18 protein-coding genes and 1 pseudogene are annotated in these 19,467 nt (G+C 40.5%); 5 read left to right on the top strand and 14 right to left on the bottom strand.

Annotation, left to right across the window (positions count from 1 at the left end; genetic code table 11):
• Positions 1-21 precede the first annotated feature (21 nt).
• The 4 genes from purD to BKK50_RS00890 all read right to left on the bottom strand — a co-directional run bounded on the left by purD (position 22) and on the right by BKK50_RS00890 (position 5,451).
• A complete protein-coding gene (gene purD, locus BKK50_RS00905; RefSeq protein ID WP_077414435.1) occupies positions 22-1,314 on the bottom strand; it encodes a phosphoribosylamine--glycine ligase in 1,293 nt (430 codons plus the stop codon).
• Between the two features lie 114 nt (positions 1,315-1,428).
• On the bottom strand, positions 1,429-3,027 hold the full coding sequence (gene purH / locus BKK50_RS00900; protein WP_077414433.1) for a bifunctional phosphoribosylaminoimidazolecarboxamide formyltransferase/IMP cyclohydrolase: 1,599 nt from the start codon (positions 3,025-3,027) through the stop codon (positions 1,429-1,431).
• A 182-nt stretch (positions 3,028-3,209) separates the two neighbouring features.
• Positions 3,210-3,611: a DoxX family protein gene (locus BKK50_RS00895; RefSeq protein ID WP_077414431.1), complete on the bottom strand. Its 402-nt coding sequence runs from the start codon at positions 3,609-3,611 to the stop codon at positions 3,210-3,212.
• 112 nt (positions 3,612-3,723) lie between these two features.
• Positions 3,724-5,451: a protein-disulfide reductase DsbD gene (locus BKK50_RS00890; RefSeq protein ID WP_077414493.1), complete on the bottom strand. Its 1,728-nt coding sequence runs from the start codon at positions 5,449-5,451 to the stop codon at positions 3,724-3,726.
• Positions 5,452-5,632: 181 nt separating this feature from the next.
• Here BKK50_RS00890 and arcA point away from each other — a divergent pair, with 181 nt between their 5' ends.
• The gene (gene arcA / locus BKK50_RS00885; RefSeq protein WP_077414429.1) at positions 5,633-6,346 is read left to right on the top strand and encodes a two-component system response regulator ArcA; all 714 of its coding nucleotides are present in this window, start codon (positions 5,633-5,635) and stop codon (positions 6,344-6,346) included.
• Between the two features lie 73 nt (positions 6,347-6,419).
• On the opposite strand, the gene BKK50_RS00880 is transcribed toward arcA, so the two are convergent.
• Complete coding sequence (locus BKK50_RS00880; RefSeq protein ID WP_077414427.1) at positions 6,420-7,709, bottom strand: surface lipoprotein assembly modifier; 1,290 nt, start codon at positions 7,707-7,709, stop codon at positions 6,420-6,422.
• 49 nt (positions 7,710-7,758) lie between these two features.
• The gene (locus tag BKK50_RS00875; protein WP_077414425.1) at positions 7,759-8,361 is read right to left on the bottom strand and encodes a factor H binding protein domain-containing protein; all 603 of its coding nucleotides are present in this window, start codon (positions 8,359-8,361) and stop codon (positions 7,759-7,761) included.
• Between the two features lie 152 nt (positions 8,362-8,513).
• On the opposite strand from BKK50_RS00875, the gene BKK50_RS00870 reads away from it, so the two are divergent.
• A complete protein-coding gene (locus BKK50_RS00870) occupies positions 8,514-8,855 on the top strand; it encodes a helix-turn-helix domain-containing protein (protein ID WP_077414423.1) in 342 nt (113 codons plus the stop codon).
• A gap of 141 nt (positions 8,856-8,996) precedes the next feature.
• Complete coding sequence (gene smpB, locus BKK50_RS00865) at positions 8,997-9,479, top strand: SsrA-binding protein SmpB (protein ID WP_077414421.1); 483 nt, start codon at positions 8,997-8,999, stop codon at positions 9,477-9,479.
• A gap of 68 nt (positions 9,480-9,547) precedes the next feature.
• Here the strand turns inward: smpB and BKK50_RS13165 are convergent, their stop codons facing one another.
• The 5 genes from BKK50_RS13165 to pssA all read right to left on the bottom strand — a co-directional run bounded on the left by BKK50_RS13165 (position 9,548) and on the right by pssA (position 14,253).
• Positions 9,548-9,643 carry an IS3 family transposase gene (locus BKK50_RS13165; RefSeq protein WP_143529719.1) on the bottom strand — a complete coding sequence of 32 codons (96 nt, stop codon included), beginning with the start codon at positions 9,641-9,643 and terminating at the stop codon, positions 9,548-9,550.
• A gap of 18 nt (positions 9,644-9,661) precedes the next feature.
• Positions 9,662-9,916, bottom strand: coding sequence for a hypothetical protein (locus BKK50_RS12205; RefSeq protein ID WP_143529717.1), 255 nt, complete (start codon positions 9,914-9,916; stop codon positions 9,662-9,664).
• Between the two features lie 282 nt (positions 9,917-10,198).
• On the bottom strand, positions 10,199-11,359 hold the full coding sequence (gene tgt / locus BKK50_RS00855; RefSeq protein ID WP_077414419.1) for a tRNA guanosine(34) transglycosylase Tgt: 1,161 nt from the start codon (positions 11,357-11,359) through the stop codon (positions 10,199-10,201).
• A 343-nt stretch (positions 11,360-11,702) separates the two neighbouring features.
• Positions 11,703-12,794 carry a tRNA preQ1(34) S-adenosylmethionine ribosyltransferase-isomerase QueA gene (gene queA, locus BKK50_RS00850; RefSeq protein ID WP_077414417.1) on the bottom strand — a complete coding sequence of 364 codons (1,092 nt, stop codon included), beginning with the start codon at positions 12,792-12,794 and terminating at the stop codon, positions 11,703-11,705.
• 91 nt (positions 12,795-12,885) lie between these two features.
• Positions 12,886-14,253, bottom strand: a complete 1,368-nt coding sequence (pssA, locus tag BKK50_RS00845) for a CDP-diacylglycerol--serine O-phosphatidyltransferase (RefSeq protein ID WP_077414415.1) — start codon at positions 14,251-14,253, stop codon at positions 12,886-12,888.
• A 147-nt stretch (positions 14,254-14,400) separates the two neighbouring features.
• Between pssA and BKK50_RS00840 the strand changes: the two genes are divergently transcribed.
• Positions 14,401-15,465: a TrmH family RNA methyltransferase gene (locus tag BKK50_RS00840; protein WP_077414413.1), complete on the top strand. Its 1,065-nt coding sequence runs from the start codon at positions 14,401-14,403 to the stop codon at positions 15,463-15,465.
• Positions 15,466-15,666: 201 nt separating this feature from the next.
• Here BKK50_RS00840 and nhaC read toward each other — a convergent pair whose 3' ends face one another.
• On the bottom strand, positions 15,667-17,067 hold the full coding sequence (nhaC, locus tag BKK50_RS00835) for a Na+/H+ antiporter NhaC (RefSeq protein ID WP_077414411.1): 1,401 nt from the start codon (positions 17,065-17,067) through the stop codon (positions 15,667-15,669).
• A gap of 122 nt (positions 17,068-17,189) precedes the next feature.
• Positions 17,190-18,248 carry an ornithine cyclodeaminase gene (locus BKK50_RS00830; protein ID WP_077414409.1) on the bottom strand — a complete coding sequence of 353 codons (1,059 nt, stop codon included), beginning with the start codon at positions 18,246-18,248 and terminating at the stop codon, positions 17,190-17,192.
• A gap of 141 nt (positions 18,249-18,389) precedes the next feature.
• Between BKK50_RS00830 and BKK50_RS00825 the strand changes: the two genes are divergently transcribed.
• Positions 18,390-18,818 (top strand): Lrp/AsnC family transcriptional regulator, encoded by a 429-nt coding sequence (locus tag BKK50_RS00825; protein WP_179108362.1) that lies wholly within the window; start codon positions 18,390-18,392, stop codon positions 18,816-18,818.
• 331 nt (positions 18,819-19,149) lie between these two features.
• On the opposite strand, the pseudogene BKK50_RS00820 reads toward BKK50_RS00825, so the two are convergent.
• A pseudogene (locus BKK50_RS00820) lies at positions 19,150-19,467 on the bottom strand (GTPase family protein); the annotation flags it as partial.

Below are 19,467 nucleotides of genomic sequence, written 5' to 3'. Positions count from 1 at the left end.
ATGATTATCTACCGGATAAGCTTAGTGATTTTTCTGTTCACGTTGTACCGCACGGTAACCAATATCACGGCGATAAAAACGCCCATTCCATTGGATTTGTTCGGCAAGTTTCAGTGCTTTTTGTTGCGCTTCAAATACGCTATCACCTAAAGCCGTCACACATAACACACGGCCGCCATTGGTTAGCAATTTCCCTTCTTTCGCTTCCACTCCGGCTAAGAAAACTTTTTCATTTTCAACCGCACTTTGTGGCAGACCGATGATTTCATCACCTTTGCGGTAATCCCCCGGATAACCTTCAGCCGCAAGCACAATACCCAGTGATGCCTTAGGGTTCCATTGGGATTGCATTTCATCTAACTTGCCTTCACAGGCCTTAAGACAAAGTTCCACTAAATCGGATTCTAAACGCAACATAATCGGTTGGGTTTCCGGATCACCAAAACGGCAGTTAAACTCAATCACTTTCGGCTGACCGTTTGGCATAATCATTAACCCGGCATATAAAAACCCGGTGTACACATTGCCTTCAGCTGCCATACCGTTAACTGTTGGATAGATTACCTCTTTCATAATACGATCGTGAATTTCCGGGGTGACAACAGGTGCTGGTGAATAAGCCCCCATTCCTCCGGTGTTCAACCCTGTATCATTTTCTCCCACCCGTTTATGATCTTGACTAGTTGCCATCGGCTCAACATTTTTGCCATCCACCATCACGATAAAACTGGCCTCTTCACCGTCCAAAAACTCTTCAATCACCACACGGCTACCCGCTTGCCCAAAAGCATTGCCTGATAACATATCACGCACCGCCTCTTCTGCTTCCTGCAAAGTCATCGCCACGATAACCCCTTTTCCTGCTGCCAAACCATCGGCTTTCACCACAATGGGGGCGCCTTTTTCACGCAAATACGCCAATGCCGGTTCGACTTCAGTAAAATTTTGATATTCCGCTGTAGGAATATTGTGACGGGCTAAAAAATCTTTAGTAAAAGCTTTCGAGCCCTCTAATTGTGCAGCCGCTTGGGTTGGTCCAAAAATTTTTAATCCTGCTGCACGGAACGCATCCACCACTCCGATAACAAGCGGCGCTTCAGGCCCTACAATGGTCAAGTCGATTTGATTATCTTGGGCAAATTGAACCAGTGCTGAAATATCGGTAACCGCAATATTCACATTTTCAATATTCTGTTCCAACGCTGTTCCTGCATTACCCGGTGCGACAAACACTTTCTTAGCCAATGGAGATTGTGCAACTTTCCAAGCTAGCGCATGTTCACGACCACCGTTTCCGATAATTAAAATATTCATAATGTGTCCTTGTGTATTGAAATTTTGAATTCCCCCTGGTTTAAATTCCCCCGCCCCTCTTTACAAAAGAGGGGGAGATAGTCAGTTACCTGCTGGGGCAAATCCCGATATGAATTAGTGTCTAAAATGCCGCATTCCGGTTAATACCATCACCATGCCATGTTCATCAGCCGCATCAATCACTTCCTGATCACGCATGGAACCGCCCGGGTGAATGACACACTGAATACCCACTTTTGCGGCGGCATCAATACCGTCACGGAATGGGAAGAAGGCATCAGATGCCATCACACAACCGGCGACTTCCAGCCCTTCATCTTGCGCCTTGATACCGGCAATTTTAGCGGAATAAACTCGGCTCATTTGCCCTGCGCCAATGCCAATGGTTTGGTTATTTTTGGCATAAACAATGGCATTGGATTTCACAAATTTCGCCACTTTCCAGCAGAATAATAAGTCTTTGAGTTCTTGTTCGGTAGGCTGACGTTTGCTCACTACTTTTAAATCGTCCAAGCCGACCATACCTAAATCCGCATCTTGTACCAATAAACCGCCGTTTACCCGTTTAAAATCTAAACGTTGAGTGCGATGTTGCCATTCACCACATTCCAGCAAACGAACATTTTTCTTACGCTTCACCACTTCAACGGCTTCTGCCGAAACTTTCGGCACAATAATCACTTCCACAAACTGGCGTTCCACAATTTCTGTGGCAGTTTTTTCGTCTAATTCACGGTTAAAGGCGATAATTCCGCCAAAAGCGGAGGTAGGGTCGGTTTGATAGGCTCGATTATAGGCTTCTAAAATATCTTTACCTAATGCCACGCCGCAAGGGTTGGCATGCTTGACGATTACACATGCCGGTTCGTCAAATTCTTTCACACATTCAAGGGCGGCATCGGTATCTGCAATATTATTGTAAGAAAGGGCTTTGCCTTGTAATTGTGTTGCGGTTGCCACACTGGCTTCTTTGACATTGAGATCCACATAGAAAGCGGCGTTTTGGTGGGCATTTTCACCATATCGCATGGTTTGTTTACGTACAAAATTTAGGTTTAAAGTCCGTGGAAATTGACCGCACTTCGCATCAATATCCTCTTCTGCAGCCACATAATAAGGCTTCACAAGCTGACCGAAATAATTGGCGATCATTGAATCGTACTGTGCGGTATGTTCAAAGGCTTTGATGGCAAGATCAAAACGGGTGTCCAAGCTCAAGCTATTTTGATGTTGATCCATTTCAGCGAGAATGGCATTGAAATCTTGATTATTGACGACAATAGCAACATCTTTGTGATTTTTCGCCGCAGAACGCACCATTGTTGGGCCGCCAATGTCAATATTTTCTACCGCCTCTTCCAAGGTGCAATCTGTTTTTGCAACGGTTTGTGCAAAGGGATATAAATTAACCACCACCATATCAATGGCTTCTATGCCATGTTGCTGCATAATCGCATCATCTGTTCCACGGCGACCCAAGATCCCCCCATGAACCTTAGGGTGTAAAGTTTTCACTCGTCCGTCCATCATTTCAGGAAAGCCTGTATAATCGGAAACTTCTATAACAGGTAACCCCTGTTGTGCTAAAAGTTTTGCGGTGCCACCGGTTGAGAGTAATTTTACACCACGTTGTACAAGCCCTTGGGCAAATTCTACAATACCGGTTTTATCTGAAACACTTAATAAAGCCTGACGAATAGGACGAGCTGTCATTACATTTTCCTTTCATAAAGAGGTTAAAAAAATAAGCGCGCAGATTATAACGCAAACGGTTGCGTAAATATAGAAAAGATTAAAGAAAATCCGTGGAAAGAAGTGCGGTCAAAACAGAGGGTGTTTTAAAGAAAAGCCCACGTATTGTGGGCAAATTGGAGGTATAAAGAATAAAATCTATATTAGTTTTTCTTAAACTTATTGTCTAATGCCAATGCACCACTGCCGGCAAAAACAAAGTAGAAGAAAACAACAGAGTAAAGTAATGCGAGTTCACCACCGTTTGCGAGTGGGAAAAATAATCCGCCTTGTGCCACATGCATAAAGAAATAGGCGTATGCCATTTGACCGGATAAGATAAAAGCAGCAGGGCGGGTAAATAAGCCTAACAATACTAAAACGCCCCCCACAATTTCAATGATGCCACCAACAATCATTAATGGATCGCCAACCGCACCATTGCCACCGGTCATCGAGATGGGAAATTCCCAAAATTTAGCCGTGCCATGTAAGATAAACATATAAGCCGCCACAATGCGTAATAACGCTAAAGCATAGGGACGAAATTTTTCGAGATTATTCATAAAGTTTCCTTATTTAAAGATGAATGAAAAGGCGCGCAGATCATAACGATTAGCGTTTTATCAAACAAGTAGCCAGTTTGAAAAAGACTTTTTCCTTTCAGTTAAAAATACGTTAATTTTCGATTTTATTTAACCAATCTAAAAAGCGATCGGCGTCCATAAAACCGGTAATGCGGCTCCCTGAAATTTCATTACCTGAACGAGCTAAAAATAAGATAGTCGGTAACCCTAACACCTGATAACGTTCCATGATGGCTTTATTTTCTGCGCTGTTTTTTGTCATATCCACTTGCAACACCAGCATATTTTCAAAGGCACTCTGTACATTTTTATCACTGAAAGTATAACGTTCAAATTCTTTACAAGCCACGCACCAATCCGCATATAAATCTAACAACGCAATACGGTGAGGGTTTTTCGCTAACAGCTCATCTAATTCTTGTAAATTTTGAATACGTTGAAATGGGGTATAAGAAATCACCGTATTTTTGACCGCACTTTGCTGATCTTGCCAGACAAGCTGTTGCAAAGGCTGCACCGCCACCATAGCACAAACCAATGAAAGCACTTTGACACCATACCCCAAACCACCTTTAGGCATTTGCAACGCAAACCAAAGGAAGAATGTCGTTGCCAGTAATGCCCACAAACCACTCTCCCACCTTTCAGGCAAAATACGAGAAAGCAAAAATATCGGTAGAGCAAGCATCACAAAACCAAAGGATTGTTTGACCGTATTCATCCACTCCCCTGATTTCGGCAAAATTTTATTACCAAATAATGTGATGAGCATAAGTGGAATGCCCATCCCCAGCGCCAATAAATAAAGCGTGATCGCACCGGTAACAAGATCGCCGCTTTGTGCCACATAAAGCAAAGCCCCTGAAAGCGGCGCAGAAGTGCAAGGTGAAGCCACCAGACCTGCGATCATTCCCATTAAAAACACCCCACCAAATGCACCGGAAGTTTGTTTTTGGCTCAGTGCATTGAGCTTAGTTTGCAAAGCGCTTGGAAGTTGCAAGGTGAAAAGCCCAAACATGGATAGGGCAAGCAAAATAAAGAGCACAGAAAGGCCTATCATGACATAAGGATGTTGCAAAGCAATTTGGAACGGTAATCCGATTGCCGCCACAGCAAGCCCAAGCAAAGTATAGGTGAGCGCCATCCCCTGCACATAAAGAAAACTAAGAGAAAATGCACGCAACATATTAGGGCGTTGTTGCTGACCGATAACAATAGAGGAAAGCAAAGGCAACATCGGTAACACGCAAGGTGTAAAGGCCAATCCCAGACCAAGTAAGAAAAAGCCGAACACCGCATATTTACTTTGGAATAAGCCCGCCGCTAAGCGATCTTGTTCTGCCAAAAGTGCGGTAGAATTTTCCGGCATTTTTTCTTCCACAGTCGCAATGGATAAATCGCCCACTTTTAAAGTTCTCACTTCCGGCGGATAGCAAAATCCTTCGGTACATCCTTGATAGGAAAGCGCAATATTTTGGTGATCCTCAAAAGTTTCACCGGAAAAATAAGCCACAAAAGGTTGGGTGAAAACTGCTACGCTGCCAAAATAAGGATCGTTGTGTATTTTCGCCTTTTGGTTAAAATTGACGGAAAGCATCTGTGCTGAACCATCAATTTTTGCCGTTATTTTATCTTGGTAGAGATAATAGCCATCCGCAATTTCCCACTGAACCTGTAGTTGTTTTTTATCAGAGGAAATTTGAGCGGAAAAAGGAAAAGCATTGTCAACAGTTAAAAAAGAAGGTTTATTATCAAATAATCCAGCTTGGCTTGCAAACACAGTCAAAATCAAAGCAAACAAAAGAAAGTATTTTTTCATAGGTGAAAGCATAAGTTGTGAGGGGGAAAAATTCTAACATAAAGAAATTTGAAAGCCTAAAAAGTATGATGTAAATCATAAAAATGAAAAGATCACAAAAATAACCGCACTTTCCCATTGTTACAACAATGTAACAAAGATAAAATAGAGCACCTCTCAAATTAACTAAAAGGATTAAAATATGGCAACGCCCCAGATTCTCCTCGTTGAAGATGAAGCCGTTACTCGAAATACCTTAAAAAGCATTTTTGAAGCAGAAGGCTACACCGTTCTTGAAGCTCAAAATGGCGGTGAAATGCATGAAATTTTAAAACGTAACACGGTAAATTTGGTTGTGATGGACATTAATTTGCCCGGCAAGAATGGGCTTCTATTAGCTCGGGAATTGCGTGAATATGCTAATTTACCCTTGATATTTTTAACCGGACGTGACAATGAAGTCGATAAAATTTTAGGGTTAGAAATTGGTGCAGATGATTATCTCACCAAACCTTTTAATCCTCGAGAATTGACTATTCGTGCACGCAATTTGTTGAGTCGTGTTATGCAGCAAAATGACAAAGAGAACAACACCGAGCGTGAGTTTTATCGATTCAATGGCTGGACACTTGACTTAAACAGCCATAATTTGATCACACCTGAAGGAGCAGAATTCAAACTCCCACGTAGTGAGTTTCGCGCAATGTTACATTTCTGCGAGAACCCTGGAAAATTACAAACTCGTGAAGAATTGTTAAGAAAAATGACAGGACGTGAACTGAAACCTCAAGATCGGACCGTGGATGTCACCATTCGCCGTATCCGTAAACATTTTGAAGATCATCCAAACACACCTGAAATTATTGCAACCGTTCACGGTGAGGGTTATCGTTTCTGTGGTGAAATCGAATCGTAAAAACGATGATTTCCTTTCTTTTATCATCAGTATACAACGGGCGAACTAAGTTCGCCCTCAACACATCCAAAGATTAAAAAGTCTTTTCAAAAACAATGGTAAGATTCTGCGTTTTATAATGATAAAGCGTCTTTAAATTGCTCTGCTGTTTTCGCCACTCAAAGGTTAATTTGGGCGTAATACCATAGAAATGCCAATCTCGTTTCCATATTTGGGCAAAAAATGTATAAATTTTATCCTGTCTAATCTTGCCTAAAGGAAGAATGCCGCCAAGTACAGCATCAGATTTAAATTGGCGATGGGTGAATCCAATATTGAGTTTTGTCGAAATTCCCCATTGATATTCTTGCAGCCAGCCTATTCTAATATTCTTAATTTTTGAACTGTATTGGCGTTCTTGTAGTTTTTCTTCCGCTAAAGCCGCACCGATATACAGAATTTGTTTGGGATTGCGATACCAAATAAAAGTTGTAGAAAGCGTGTTAATTCGCCCCTCTTGGGGATTAGTTTTAAAAAAACGTCTTTTTTCACTCGAAAATGATGTTTGATTTTGCCAATTTTGTGATAACCATAAACTATAGCTTAGTTCAATACCATTTGACCAATGAAATACCTCACCACCATACCAACGCTTTTCAAAAAAGGGCTGGATTCGGAAGATAAAATCATTCTTTTTGTAAGCATAGCCAAGTAAAGTGCGGTTAGAAATATCGTCAAATTGATGATTATCCCAATAGGTTTTACCGAGAATATCGTTACCCACCGTAAAATAATGGGAATGGATTAGGTTAAAATCGCGGTTTATACCAAGAGAATAAGCCACGCCTGTCGCTTTTTGGGGCAACATCTTTGAATTTTTGACAAACCCTGTATTTTCAATGACTTGTGAAGAGGAAACATTGTCAACATTATTCGTTTTAAGATAGGCAATACTGCCTTCAATTTGCCATGCGTTACGTTCATTAATCGCATTAATATAACGGTTAATCCGTTCATAGGCGGAAGCAGGTAAACGTTGAACACTTTTCAATTTATTTAATTGCAATCTTGCCGCACTGTCTTGACGATCAGTAAATAGGGCGATAGCTAATTCCATCCGGATAGAATGAAGCTCGGGATGCTCGCTGATGATTTGCCGGTAAATTTTAATAGCCTGCCCATAATCTTGGCGTAAAAACGCCAATTTAGCGTGACTATAATCAAGTAAGGTTTTATTGGTGTATGATTGGGCTTGATACTGCATGAGCAGATTTTGAATACGATCTGCATTTTCTTGGTAGATAGCTTGCTTAAGCGATTCTTCAAGCTCATTTGAATAAACAGCGGGACTCACTAAACAGAAAAAAAGAATGAAACGTCTCATAATAAAAACTGCCTATTGATTCATTTAAAACCATAGGCAGCCAAATAGGTTAATAGCGGATACCACCAAAAGAGGTGTCATAACTATCATTTTTAAAATCTACTATGCCAGCGGCTTCTTTTGCCCCATTACCAAATAAGCCACCTTGATAAGTTCCTTTTTCTAACAAGGTTGAAGCATCTCCCTTAAATTCTGTCCCATTGAGTTGGGTTTTATGGAGAGTAATATCCTGGCTACGCCCATCCTTTAACAAACTAAATTCGATTTTTCCATCGACAGATTTTTGATCAAAATCTACATTTAAGGTTGTTTTTCCGCCTCGACTTGGATTACCTGTCATCCCACTGACCCAATAAGCATCACCCACATAAGTTGCCGAACCTGAAGGTAAATTGGTTGCTTTCGTACCTTGAAAGCGGGTTTCTTTTACTGTTTTGGCATCATTGATCCAAATACCGTAGAAAGAGTCATTATTATTTTTGCCATAAAATTCTCCATCAACGGTTTTCGCTGAAACGTGCCCCTTTGGACTATTTGTCAAATCAATTTTAGTGCCATCCGGTGTCGTTGCAGAACCCGCTCCACCACCGCTACCGCTACCGCAAGCGGTCAAAAATCCGGCGAAAATAGCAGAAAGTAAATATTTTTTCATAGGAAACCTCTTAAATGAGTGAAATATAGAAATTTTTACGGTTTACTAATCTATAAGTAAGTAAACAAGTTGAATTTTACTTATCTATTACTCTGTTTTCAAGACTAAAAAACGACAAAATGTGAATAAATGAGTATTCTAGAAAATTAGTGATGGCACAGTTATTGGCAGCAGCGGCAGATAAATCAATCGGGCAACGCATTCAACAAAAAAGAAAAGAATTTGGCTATTCTGCAGAAAGGTTATCGGAATCAATCAATTTATCTCAGCAGCAGCTTTCACGTTATGAACGTGGCGTAAGTAAAATTAATGTCAATCATTTGATTGACATTGCCATCTTTTTTAATACCCCCATCAGTTGGTTTTTTCAAGATTGTATGCCTGAGACATTAATGAAAGAAGAATTAAAAGAGGTGGAAATCAATCAAAAATGGAGCAACTTATCCACTGTACAGAAACAAGCCTTTGTGGCATTTTTGGATACATTAAAATAACAGTGAAAATCTATTTCTTAGATAGTTTGCCCATGCCTCTCCTAGCCACTAACCTTCTCTCCATCTTTTAATTTTTATTCGACTTTGCGATCAAAAGACATATTCGGTAAAATCAGCAAAAATTTCAAAACACAGAAAATTATGACAAAGAAAAAAGTAAAACCGGGTTCAAATACCATCGCTTTAAATAAACGAGCCCGTCATGATTATTTCATTGAAGATGAAATCGAAGCGGGGCTTGAATTACAAGGCTGGGAAGTCAAATCTATGCGCGCGGGTAAAGCCAATATTAGTGACAGCTACATTATTTTCAAACAAGGAGAAGCCTATTTATTTGGGGCGACTATTCAACCACTCAGTTTGGCTTCAACCCATATTGTGTGTGATCCCACCCGCACCCGAAAATTACTGCTCAATAAACGAGAATTAGAATCCCTCTTTGGCAAATCCAGCCGTGATGGTTTCACCATTGTCGCCCTTTCTCTCTATTGGAAAGGCGCTTGGGCAAAAATTAAAATTGGGTTAGCGAAAGGTAAAAAACAACACGATAAGCGTGATGATATTAAAGAGCGTGAATGGAAGTTAGCAAAAGAACGGATTATGAAAAATGCTAATCGTGGATAGTGTTCTCTCTAGAACTAAGTGATTTGCCCCCAAAATTGTACAGGTTATTAACTTAAATATTGAGTTCGCTATTGCACCGGACTCAATCCTTTTAAATCGAGTTTAATTCGTTTTTCGTTGTAATACACCAAATATTCTTCAATTTCTGCCTGCAATTCAGCGATTGAAGTATAAGTACGTGACTAAAAGCATTCAGATTTTAATATCGCAAAAAAACTTTCAATCACCGCATTATCGTAGCCATTTCCTCGGCGACTCATGCTTTGCACCGCTTTACCCTCTAACATTTTCACCCATTCCTGCGTACCATACAATACATCTTGGTCTCTGTGAATAATCGGGTATTCTGTCGCTTTAAGTCGGCTAAGCCCTTGTTCTAGCATTCTTTTTACGGGTGAGAACTTCGGACCTGTAGCAAAACTATAGGTAAAGCTCATTCCAATGCCCAACCAAATAATAGATTCAAGGGGAAGTCTACGCTTTCTAACTATCTCAATACCACTTTCTTGTAAAGCTTGAAGAATAGTTCATTATTAAGAAAGGTATTGAGTTTTTTGAGGGCATAACGTGAAGAGCGGTGAAAAGTTGTCTTGAAGTCTTTTGAGAGCTTTATAAAAAAAATCCGGTATCAAAGTTGATGCCGGATTTAACGATCATTGTCAATCGTCAAGATCGGGGAAATGACTGGCATTACTCGAAATTGACCATACTTTTGTTCCTTATTCAGATAATGGTGATGTAGTATCAAGTCGCAAGGGTAACCCAGCCCTCCCCATTCTCGCATAGAACTCCACCACAAAATCATCAAAACGATCTTCTTCGATTGCTTGGCGAATTTCAGCCATAAGGCGTTGATAATAACGCAAATTATGGATGGTATTTAAACGAGCGCCTAAAATTTCACCGCATTTATCTAAATGATATAAATAGGCTTTCGTGTAATTTTTACAGGTGTAGCAATCGCAATGAGGATCGAGTGGGCTGGTGTCATCACGGTATTTCGCATTACGGATTTTTACAATACCCTCTGTGACAAATAAGTGACCATTACGGGCATTGCGGGTTGGCATCACACAGTCGAACATATCGATCCCACGGCGAACGCCCTCAACTAAATCTTCCGGTTTCCCTACCCCCATTAAATAGCGTGGTTTATCCGCCGGGATTTGTGGGCAAATATATTCCAAAATACGGTGCATATCTTCTTTTGGCTCGCCCACGGCCAATCCGCCTACGGCATAACCGTCAAAACCGATGTTGACTAAGCCCTCCAAAGAGATTTTACGCAATTCCTCAAATACCCCCCCTTGAATAATACCGAAAAGGGCGTTTTTATTGCCAAGCTCATCGAAGCGATCACGACTGCGTTTTGCCCAACGAAGAGACATTTCCATAGACTTTTTGGCATAGTCAAAGGTGGCAGGATAAGGGGTACACTCATCGAAAATCATCACAATATCAGAGCCAAGATCATATTGGATTTCCATGGATTTTTCCGGGGAAAGAAAGATGCGTTCGCCATTAATCGGATTTTGAAATTTGACGCCCTCTTCAGTAATTTTGCGTAATTTACCGAGGCTAAATACTTGGAAACCACCACTATCCGTTAAAATTGGGCGATGCCACTGCATAAAATCATGCAAATCACCGTGTTTACGCATCACTTCTTGTCCAGGGCGCAACCACAAATGGAAGGTATTCCCCAGTAAAATATCAGCCCCCGTAGCCCGCACTTCTTCCGGTGTCATCCCTTTTACCGTACCATAAGTGCCCACCGGCATAAAAGCCGGCGTTTCCACGCTAAATGTGCCTTGCGGACGTTCAAACACTAACCGACCACGGCGTGCATTACCGCTGGTTTTGTCTAATTCATATTTCATTTTTATTTCCTCAACGAATAAACAGTTCGAAGATTGTGTCAATAAAAAAGCCTGTTTAAATTTACAGGCTTTATGTTATACTTTTTTCAATGCTCTTTGAGCAGAGGCGGATCTACTAAGATAGTCCGCCAGTTGCCGCTGTCGGGCTATATCGTAGATCCTGATTGTTAATCATATCAAGGATAAAAATATGACTAACTTCACAATTAAATTGGTCATCATTACTCTACTTTGCCTGTTATTGAAAGGTAGCACTGGCTATTAGTAGTTGATGCCGCAAGGGACGATTACCTCGTCCCTTGTTTTTTTATTGTAGGCGTTGCCTTTATTTAAGTCAAACGACTTATTCCAATCCCTTCACTTTTGGATTTTTTGTAATAAACATGGCATCACCATAGCTGAAAAAACGGTAGCGATTTTCGACCGCACTTTTATAAGCATTCATTGTGTGGCGAAAACCGGCAAAGGCAGAAACCAACATGATGAGCGTGCTTTCCGGTAAATGGAAATTAGTGATTAAGGCATCCACCACTCGGAATGATTTCCCCGGATAAATGAAAATTGAGGTGTCAGAAAAATACGGTTCAATCAAATCCGAATTACCGTTTTCTTCTGCAGACAAGGCTGCGGTTTCAATCGAGCGAACGGAAGTCGTCCCCACTGCAATTACACGTTTTCCCGCTTTTTTGGTCGCAATAATGGCATTGCACACTTCTTGTGAAAGCTCCACATATTCGGCGTGCATAATATGATCTTCAATATTTTCTACACGAACCGGCTGAAATGTCCCCGCCCCCACATGGAGTGTCACAAATTCAAAATTGACGCCTTTAGCTCGAAGTTTTGCCAACAGTTCATCATCAAAATGCAAGCCCGCAGTGGGGGCGGCTACTGCTCCCGGCACTTTGCTGTAAACGGTTTGGTAACATTCTTGATCCGCATCTTCATCAGGGCGATCAATATAAGGCGGCAATGGCATATGTCCGATTTGTTGTAACACTGCTAAAAGTGTGGTGGATTTATCCTTTAATTCCACTTCGAAAAGACTGCCGTGGCGTGCCGTCATCACCGCTGAAATGCCGTGATTTTCGCCCAGTTTATCTTCCCCTAAAATTAACTCAGCACCTTCCTTTGGTGATTTTGAAGAACGAATATGAGCGAGGAAACGGTACTCGTCCAACATCCGTTCAACCAACACTTCAATTTTACCGCCACTGGCTTTGCGTCCGAACATTCGGGCGGGAATCACACGGGTATTGTTAAAAATTAATAAATCCCCTTCCTCAATGAGGTCTAACACCTCCGTGAAAGTGCGGTGTGAAATAGCACCGTTTTCACCGTTTAATGTGAGAAGACGACAAGAGGAACGCTCTTCTTTGGGATAACGGGCGATAAGCTCATCGGGTAAATCAAAATGGAAATCGGAAACTCGCATAATCATATTTGGGTTGATAAAAAGATGGGGTAGTCTAGTTGGAATGAGTGGGAAGCTCAAGGGGAAATGTTTGTTATTTCCCCTTTTTCGATTAAAGAATCATTTTGACTAATTTATCTGCTTTAATTCGGGCAAATTTTTTCAACAGTTTTTGAACCGGTTCGGGATATTGAGACAATTCTTCCAATTCGGAATAATGGCTCAATACAGTGGTGCGCTGACGAATATAATTTAACTCTTTTTCAACCTGATCCCGCAATTCTTGCTTCGGATCGTGAATTAATAGACCATTTTCCGCATCTAAACGCCAAGCCCGTGGGTTTAAATTATTACCGGTCAATAAAATATAACGGTTATCCACCCATACACCTTTTAAGTGATAAGTGTTATCACCGTCTTTCCACAAGCGAATTGTTAATCGCCCCTGTTCAATGTCTTGTTGGAATTTTTCACAAAAATGGCGGAGATTGCTTTCATATAAATAAGGCAGAGCGCCCGCCATTTTGAAAGGTTGTTCCGGTGGAATATAAAAATCGTTTGCTACTTTGTCGCCAACGATAATTTCGATCTTTTTCCCAGTTTCCAAGAGTGTCGCAATTTTATTTTGCAGGGGTCGGGGAAAATTAAAATAAGGGGTGCAAATGACGAGATTTTCTTGCGCCTGTAAAAATAGCTCTTCGATAATTTGGTTTAACTCATTTCCTGATGCGCCCAAACCAAATAAAGGCGAAACGCTTAAAACATCGGAAAAACCCACTGCACTTTCTAAGCTGTATTCTGCGTGATTCGCTAAATTTTTGCGATAAGCACGAATCGCAGTGCGAATTTCTTTTGTGCGAGGACGATTTGCCACATCAAGGGGATGAACCGCATTCAAGTCCAATAAATAATCATTAATAAAATTCACCATGGCATCGGCTAAAGCCTGATTGGTGATTTTTTGGTAGCGATCGTAGCGGTATTTATCACCTTGTTGTAAATAAACGTTGTTGATACTCGCACCGCTATAAAGCACTGTATCATCAAAAATAAATCCTTTGATATGTAAAACGCCGAACACTTCACGGGTATTAATCGGTACCCCAAAAAACATATTCGGATCCTCTGAAAGTTGGTAAGTCTGACGCTGTTCCACATACCAATCGGCATTGGTTGCCGATTTTTCCGCCCCCAATAAATTGCGCTGACCACGATGCCAATCCACAAGAATTTTCACATCCAATTCAGGGTGCTCTTGTTTTATGCGATAAATTTCATCAAGAATTTCTTGTCCGGCTTCATCTTTTTGCCAGTAAAGTGCGGTGACATAAATGCGTTTTTTAGAATTTCTAATTAATTCAATTATTTGTGCTTTAAATTCAATCGGGCTAAACAAAAACTCAACTTGTGCTTTTTCTAAGGGTAAAAAAGGCAAATTTTGAAGCGTTTGCTCTGCACGTTTTACTTTATTGATTAACATAATCTGTCTCTGCAATTTCTAGGGTTGGGCTAGTTTACAATATTTCCTTTAGGGATTAATAGAAAAAAGGTTTTTTTTCGTTATAATGCTCACAAATTTTTGCCTTTTTTGGCGAATTATTATCCAATTTTTCTTGAGTAACGCAATATGAACCATTCTCGCAAACCCACTTTTCAACTCCATTCCGGCAAATTTCTTCAAGAAGGGAATCCTAAACGAGCGCAATCTCACCGTGCAGAAGATCACCGAAACGATGAAAAACGCCCTCAAAATCGACCGCACTTTGATAAAAAATGTGATCATCAAAAAAGCGAACCTCATTTTCAAAGAGAAGTTCGTGAAGCGCAGATTGCTGAGCTTTGTTTAAATAAAAGTGGTGGGGCGCAAGGCAGTGTAAAAGTAGTCGTGAAAAGCACAGGCTTAGCCTATAAACCTAAAGAAAAGAAAATCGGTGCCCTTTCGCCACGCGCACCGGAAAAAATTAAGAAAAATCGTGCGGAAGAAATGAAAGTCTGTGGCGAAAATACCTGTTTGGAATTGTTTGCACAGCGTCCGGAAAGCATTGTGCGAGTTTGGGCGACGGTGCAAATGTCCCATAAGATCGGCGAAATATTGCGTTATTTAGCCACAAATAAAAAGGTTTATCATATTGTAGATAATGAAGAATTATCGCTGGTAAGCGGCACAGAACATCACGGCAGCATTTGTATGTTGGTGAAAAAACCACGTCCTTTCACCTTAGCGGGCTATTTGGCGATTCCCCATCAGGAAGATGTTTTAGTGTTGTTGGATAAGGTCAATAATGCTCAAAATATCGGGGGGGTATTGCGTACCTGTGCCTTTTATGGGGTAAAAAATCTGATTACTGCCCATCCCGAAACAATCTATTCTTCGGCTGCAATGCGTGTTGCAGAAGGCGGGGCAGAACATCTCCGTTTATTGGAATGTTTGGATAGTGAATCTGCGTTGCAACAACTTCGTCAAGCCGGTTATCAAGTGGTACACATCGCACAAGGCAAAGAAGGCATCCCGCTAGATAAGGTGCAATTTCATCAGAAAATCGTCTTTTTACTGAGCGAAAGTCACACTGATGATTTATACGAAAAACAAGATCTCAGCGTTCGCTTATCCTTAAGTAACCCACTCAAAAATGGGCTGAATATTGCGGTAAATAGCGGCATTTTGCTTGCGAAGTGGTATTTCACAAGATAGGGAAAGTGCGGTTGTTTTTCCCGATGTTTTTCAACGCCGACAAATTGTCGGCTTTTATTTTGGATAATGAAGTCAATATTTCTAATAAAGGATGAGAAATATTGTGATATAAATTTGAAGGGAAAACAGCGAAAGCAAGTGAAATGGCGATTCTTCAGCGCAAGCCCCAAAAAATGAAATATGCTTTGGGGCTTGTGTGCTTTATTCAATCCGTTCAATTTTAATATTAAATAGGGCGAACATAATTGCCAGTAAAGGAACGGTGTAATTAAAAATGGCATAAGGTGCATATTCAAATGCATTGACTTGAAGCATTGAATAAGCATAAACGCCACAAGTATTCCAAGGGACAAGTACAGATGTGACTGTACCGCCGTCTTCTAAGGCACGCGAGAGGTTTTTGGTGTGTAATTTCCGTTCTTTATAGGCAGTAACATACATTCTGCCGGGTAATAAAATGGAAATATATTGTTCAGAAGTCGTACAATTTGTGACGACCGAAGAAAAAATGGTGGCAATAATTAGCATACTGGCATTGCGGGCAAAATGTAAAATCGTTGAAACCACCGATTTCAGCATTCCGGTCTGTTCAGCGATTCCGCCAAAGCTCATGGCGACAATGGTGAGTGAGATGGTGTACATCATTGACTCAATCCCACCACGATTGAACAAGGTGTCTATTATCTCTTGTCCGCTTTGAATTTTAAATCCATCGTGTAACGTTTTGATTGCAGTCCCCACATCAGCCCCCTGTACAATAATGTGGCAGAGCGTACCAAGTAATATTCCAATCGTTAATGCCGGGATTGCTGGAACTTTTTTCATCACTAGCAATACCACCATCACCGGTACAAGTAGTAACCAAGGGCTAACAACAAAATGTTGGTTAATGTTTTCCATCACATTTTGTATATGAGAAAGATTTGTGTGCGAGGTATCAAATTGCATCCCCATATACCAATAAAAGCCTAACGCAATAAGATAAGCCGGTAATGTTGCCGTTAGCATATGTTTAATATGCTCAAATAAATCGGTACCGGTAATCCCTGAGGCAAGGTTCGTGGTATCAGAAAGTGGTGATATCTTGTCGCCAAAATACGCCCCTGAAATAACCGCTCCGGCAACCATTGGGGTTGGGATCCCAATACTTAAACCAATGCCAATCGCAGCGACACCGATTGTTCCCATTGTTGACCAAGAGCTTCCTATAGAAAGTGTGACGATCCCACAAATAATACAAATAGTGAACAAAAATAATGACGGTGAAATCAATTTTAGCCCATAATAAATCATTGTTGCGACAATCCCACCGCCTAACCAAGCACCGATTGTCAATCCAATCATTATGATGATAACAATAGCGGGGAGTGCCATTTTAATGCCTCGGTAAATGCCTTGTTCAATGCTCTCCCAGCGATACCCAAATTTCATTGCAACCAATGTTGCCGTAATTGCACCAATAATTAAAGGAATATGGGGGGATGCCTCAAATTTAATAATGGAAACAGCCATTGCAGCAACCATCACAAGAACCGGCAATAATGCATACAGGAAAGGAATATCAATTTGTTGGTTTGATATTTGAAATTTTGTATTTGACATACGTATCTCCTCCTGAGAGGTACAATTCAAGTGGGAAAATTGTACTTTTTTGATGAAAAATGTAACTGTGCTTAATACATCATTGCACTATCCTCATTATCTCACTGACATTTTTAGAATGATTAAAGATTTGCATAATCTGTGAGGTAACCAAATAAATCTTTCGGATCTTTCAAATCCGGAGTAAGCGACAACGGACGTGCCAAACCCAATGTTACGGCGGTATCATTCATATATCGAATGGCTGAAAAATCTTCAATTGCAAACCCTACAGAATCAAATAAGGTGATTTCTTCCTCAGAATAACGGGCAGATTCTCCCTTTTGGAAAATGTCAAATAATGGTGTAACGGGGAAATCGTCAGGCATATTTTGCAATTCTCCCTCAATCCGTGTTTGGGGTTCAAATTCGACAAATACACGCGCATTTTTTACAACATCTGCGTGCAATTCCGTTTTATTGATATTGTCGCCTCCTACCGCATTAATATGCATTCCTGCTTCAATCATTTCCGGCGTAATAATATTCGCTTTTGAATATTCGGCAGTTACCGTTGTCACAATATCTGCATTTTTGACAGCTTGCGCCACGGTATCAAAAATCTCAATTTTTAATGAGGTATTTGATAAATTTCTCGCCAATTTTTCACTCGCTTTTCGATCAATATCAAACAGAGCCAATTCCTCAATCCCCAGTAAATGATAAAACGCTAGCGCTTGAAACTCACTTTGACAACCGTTTCCAATTATTGCCATTCGTTTACTATTTGGACGGGCAAGATATTGAGCGGCAAGTACTGAAGTTGCGGCAGTACGTAACGCTGTAGTCAGGGTAAATTCGCTAATAACATCGGGCTGCCCCGTATCGTTACTTATCAACGCACCAAAGGCTAAAATAGTAGAAAGTCCTTTATTGGGATTTTTAGGATGACAATTTACATATTTAAAACTGTATTGCCGTTGGTTGGCGATAGGCATTAATTCTAATACCCCATCAGAAACGTGATTGGAAATTCGGGGAGTTTTATCAAAAGAATCCCAATGAAGATAATCCTCTAAGATATAGCTCTTCATTCCCTCTAAAGTTTCTTTGATACCTTGGCGTTGGATAATATTGGCAACATCTTGCGGGCTAATGATAATGGTTGGCAAACTTCCTGTTATCGTGGATGGATATGGCATAGCTTTTCTCCCGTTAGTTAATAAAATATTAATGAATTGTTATAGCAATGCTAGTGTGCAAGATTTTTCTATTAATTAAAAGCGTGAAATATGCTAATGTTTTAGCAAAATTTAATCATTGTGTTAGGGAGAACTTGCATTATGTCAATTTTGGACGAAACCAACCAAAAATTATTGAGTCTATTACGAGAAAATGCGAGATACTCCATTGCATTTTTAGCCAAAAAATTAAAAGTATCTCGAGCGACAGTCGCAAACCGCATTGCCCGGCTTGAAAAGGAAGGCATTATTTTAGGCTATCGGGTGGAACTTCACTCTACGGAAGAATCTAACGGCATTAAGGCTTGGACAACCATTATTGTCGATGGTGGCGCAACCGCAGAGGTCATCCAAATCCTGCGAGGCGAACCCTGTATCAATGCGATTTACGATACCAACGGACGTTGGGATATCCTTATTGAACTTATCGCTCCCTCATTGGAAGAACTCGGACAAGCATTGGAACGAATCCGCTCAATTAAAGCGATTACTTCTTCAGAAACCTATATTCATTTAAAACGCTATGTTTAAAAAAAATCGGCACCAACGGTGCCGATAATTTATAAAGTGCGGTCAAAATTTTCGATATTATATAGCCGTTGCACAAATAAATTTTCACCTTTACAAGGTGTGCAAAATTAATTAATCCTACCCCTATCCGACCTATAGCGCATAAAGTGGCTCAGATAAACTAACACCCTACGAATCGTAGGAAGTGAAGAATGAAAATTGTGCATTACTACATAATATCGAGAATTTTGTTTATTTTGCGCCTATACCATCATTTTGTATAATGCCTCTGAGATAACACATTCAAATACCGCTATTTCACTATTTTGTTCCGCCAGTGCAGATATGGGCTTTATGCATCTATCTTGCGGCGTTCATAAGGTATATGTTCAATAATGTGATCCATTAATTTATCTAAGTTCCATTGTTTTTCGGCACTATAATAAATTGGAGTCGTCATTGTTAACCCTGTCGTTTCTTTGATGCGATGACGGATAGAATTTGCTTTATCATTTAGAAAGTGAAGTAATTCAGGTCTAGGGCAATGATTTACATCATCCCAATTTCTGCCTTTCATCGCCATATCTGCTTGGTTAATCGCAACAATCACCCGATGAGGTTCAATACATCGTAAAACAACTTGTTCTAAAGTTTGGGGCTGTACTAGATA

Origin of the sequence: Rodentibacter rarus (assembly GCF_001998965.1) — a bacterium.
Lineage (GTDB): Bacteria > Pseudomonadota > Gammaproteobacteria > Enterobacterales > Pasteurellaceae > Rodentibacter > Rodentibacter rarus.
Note: the sequence above shows the minus strand (reverse complement) of the source record. Positions and strands in the feature narration are given on the sequence as shown.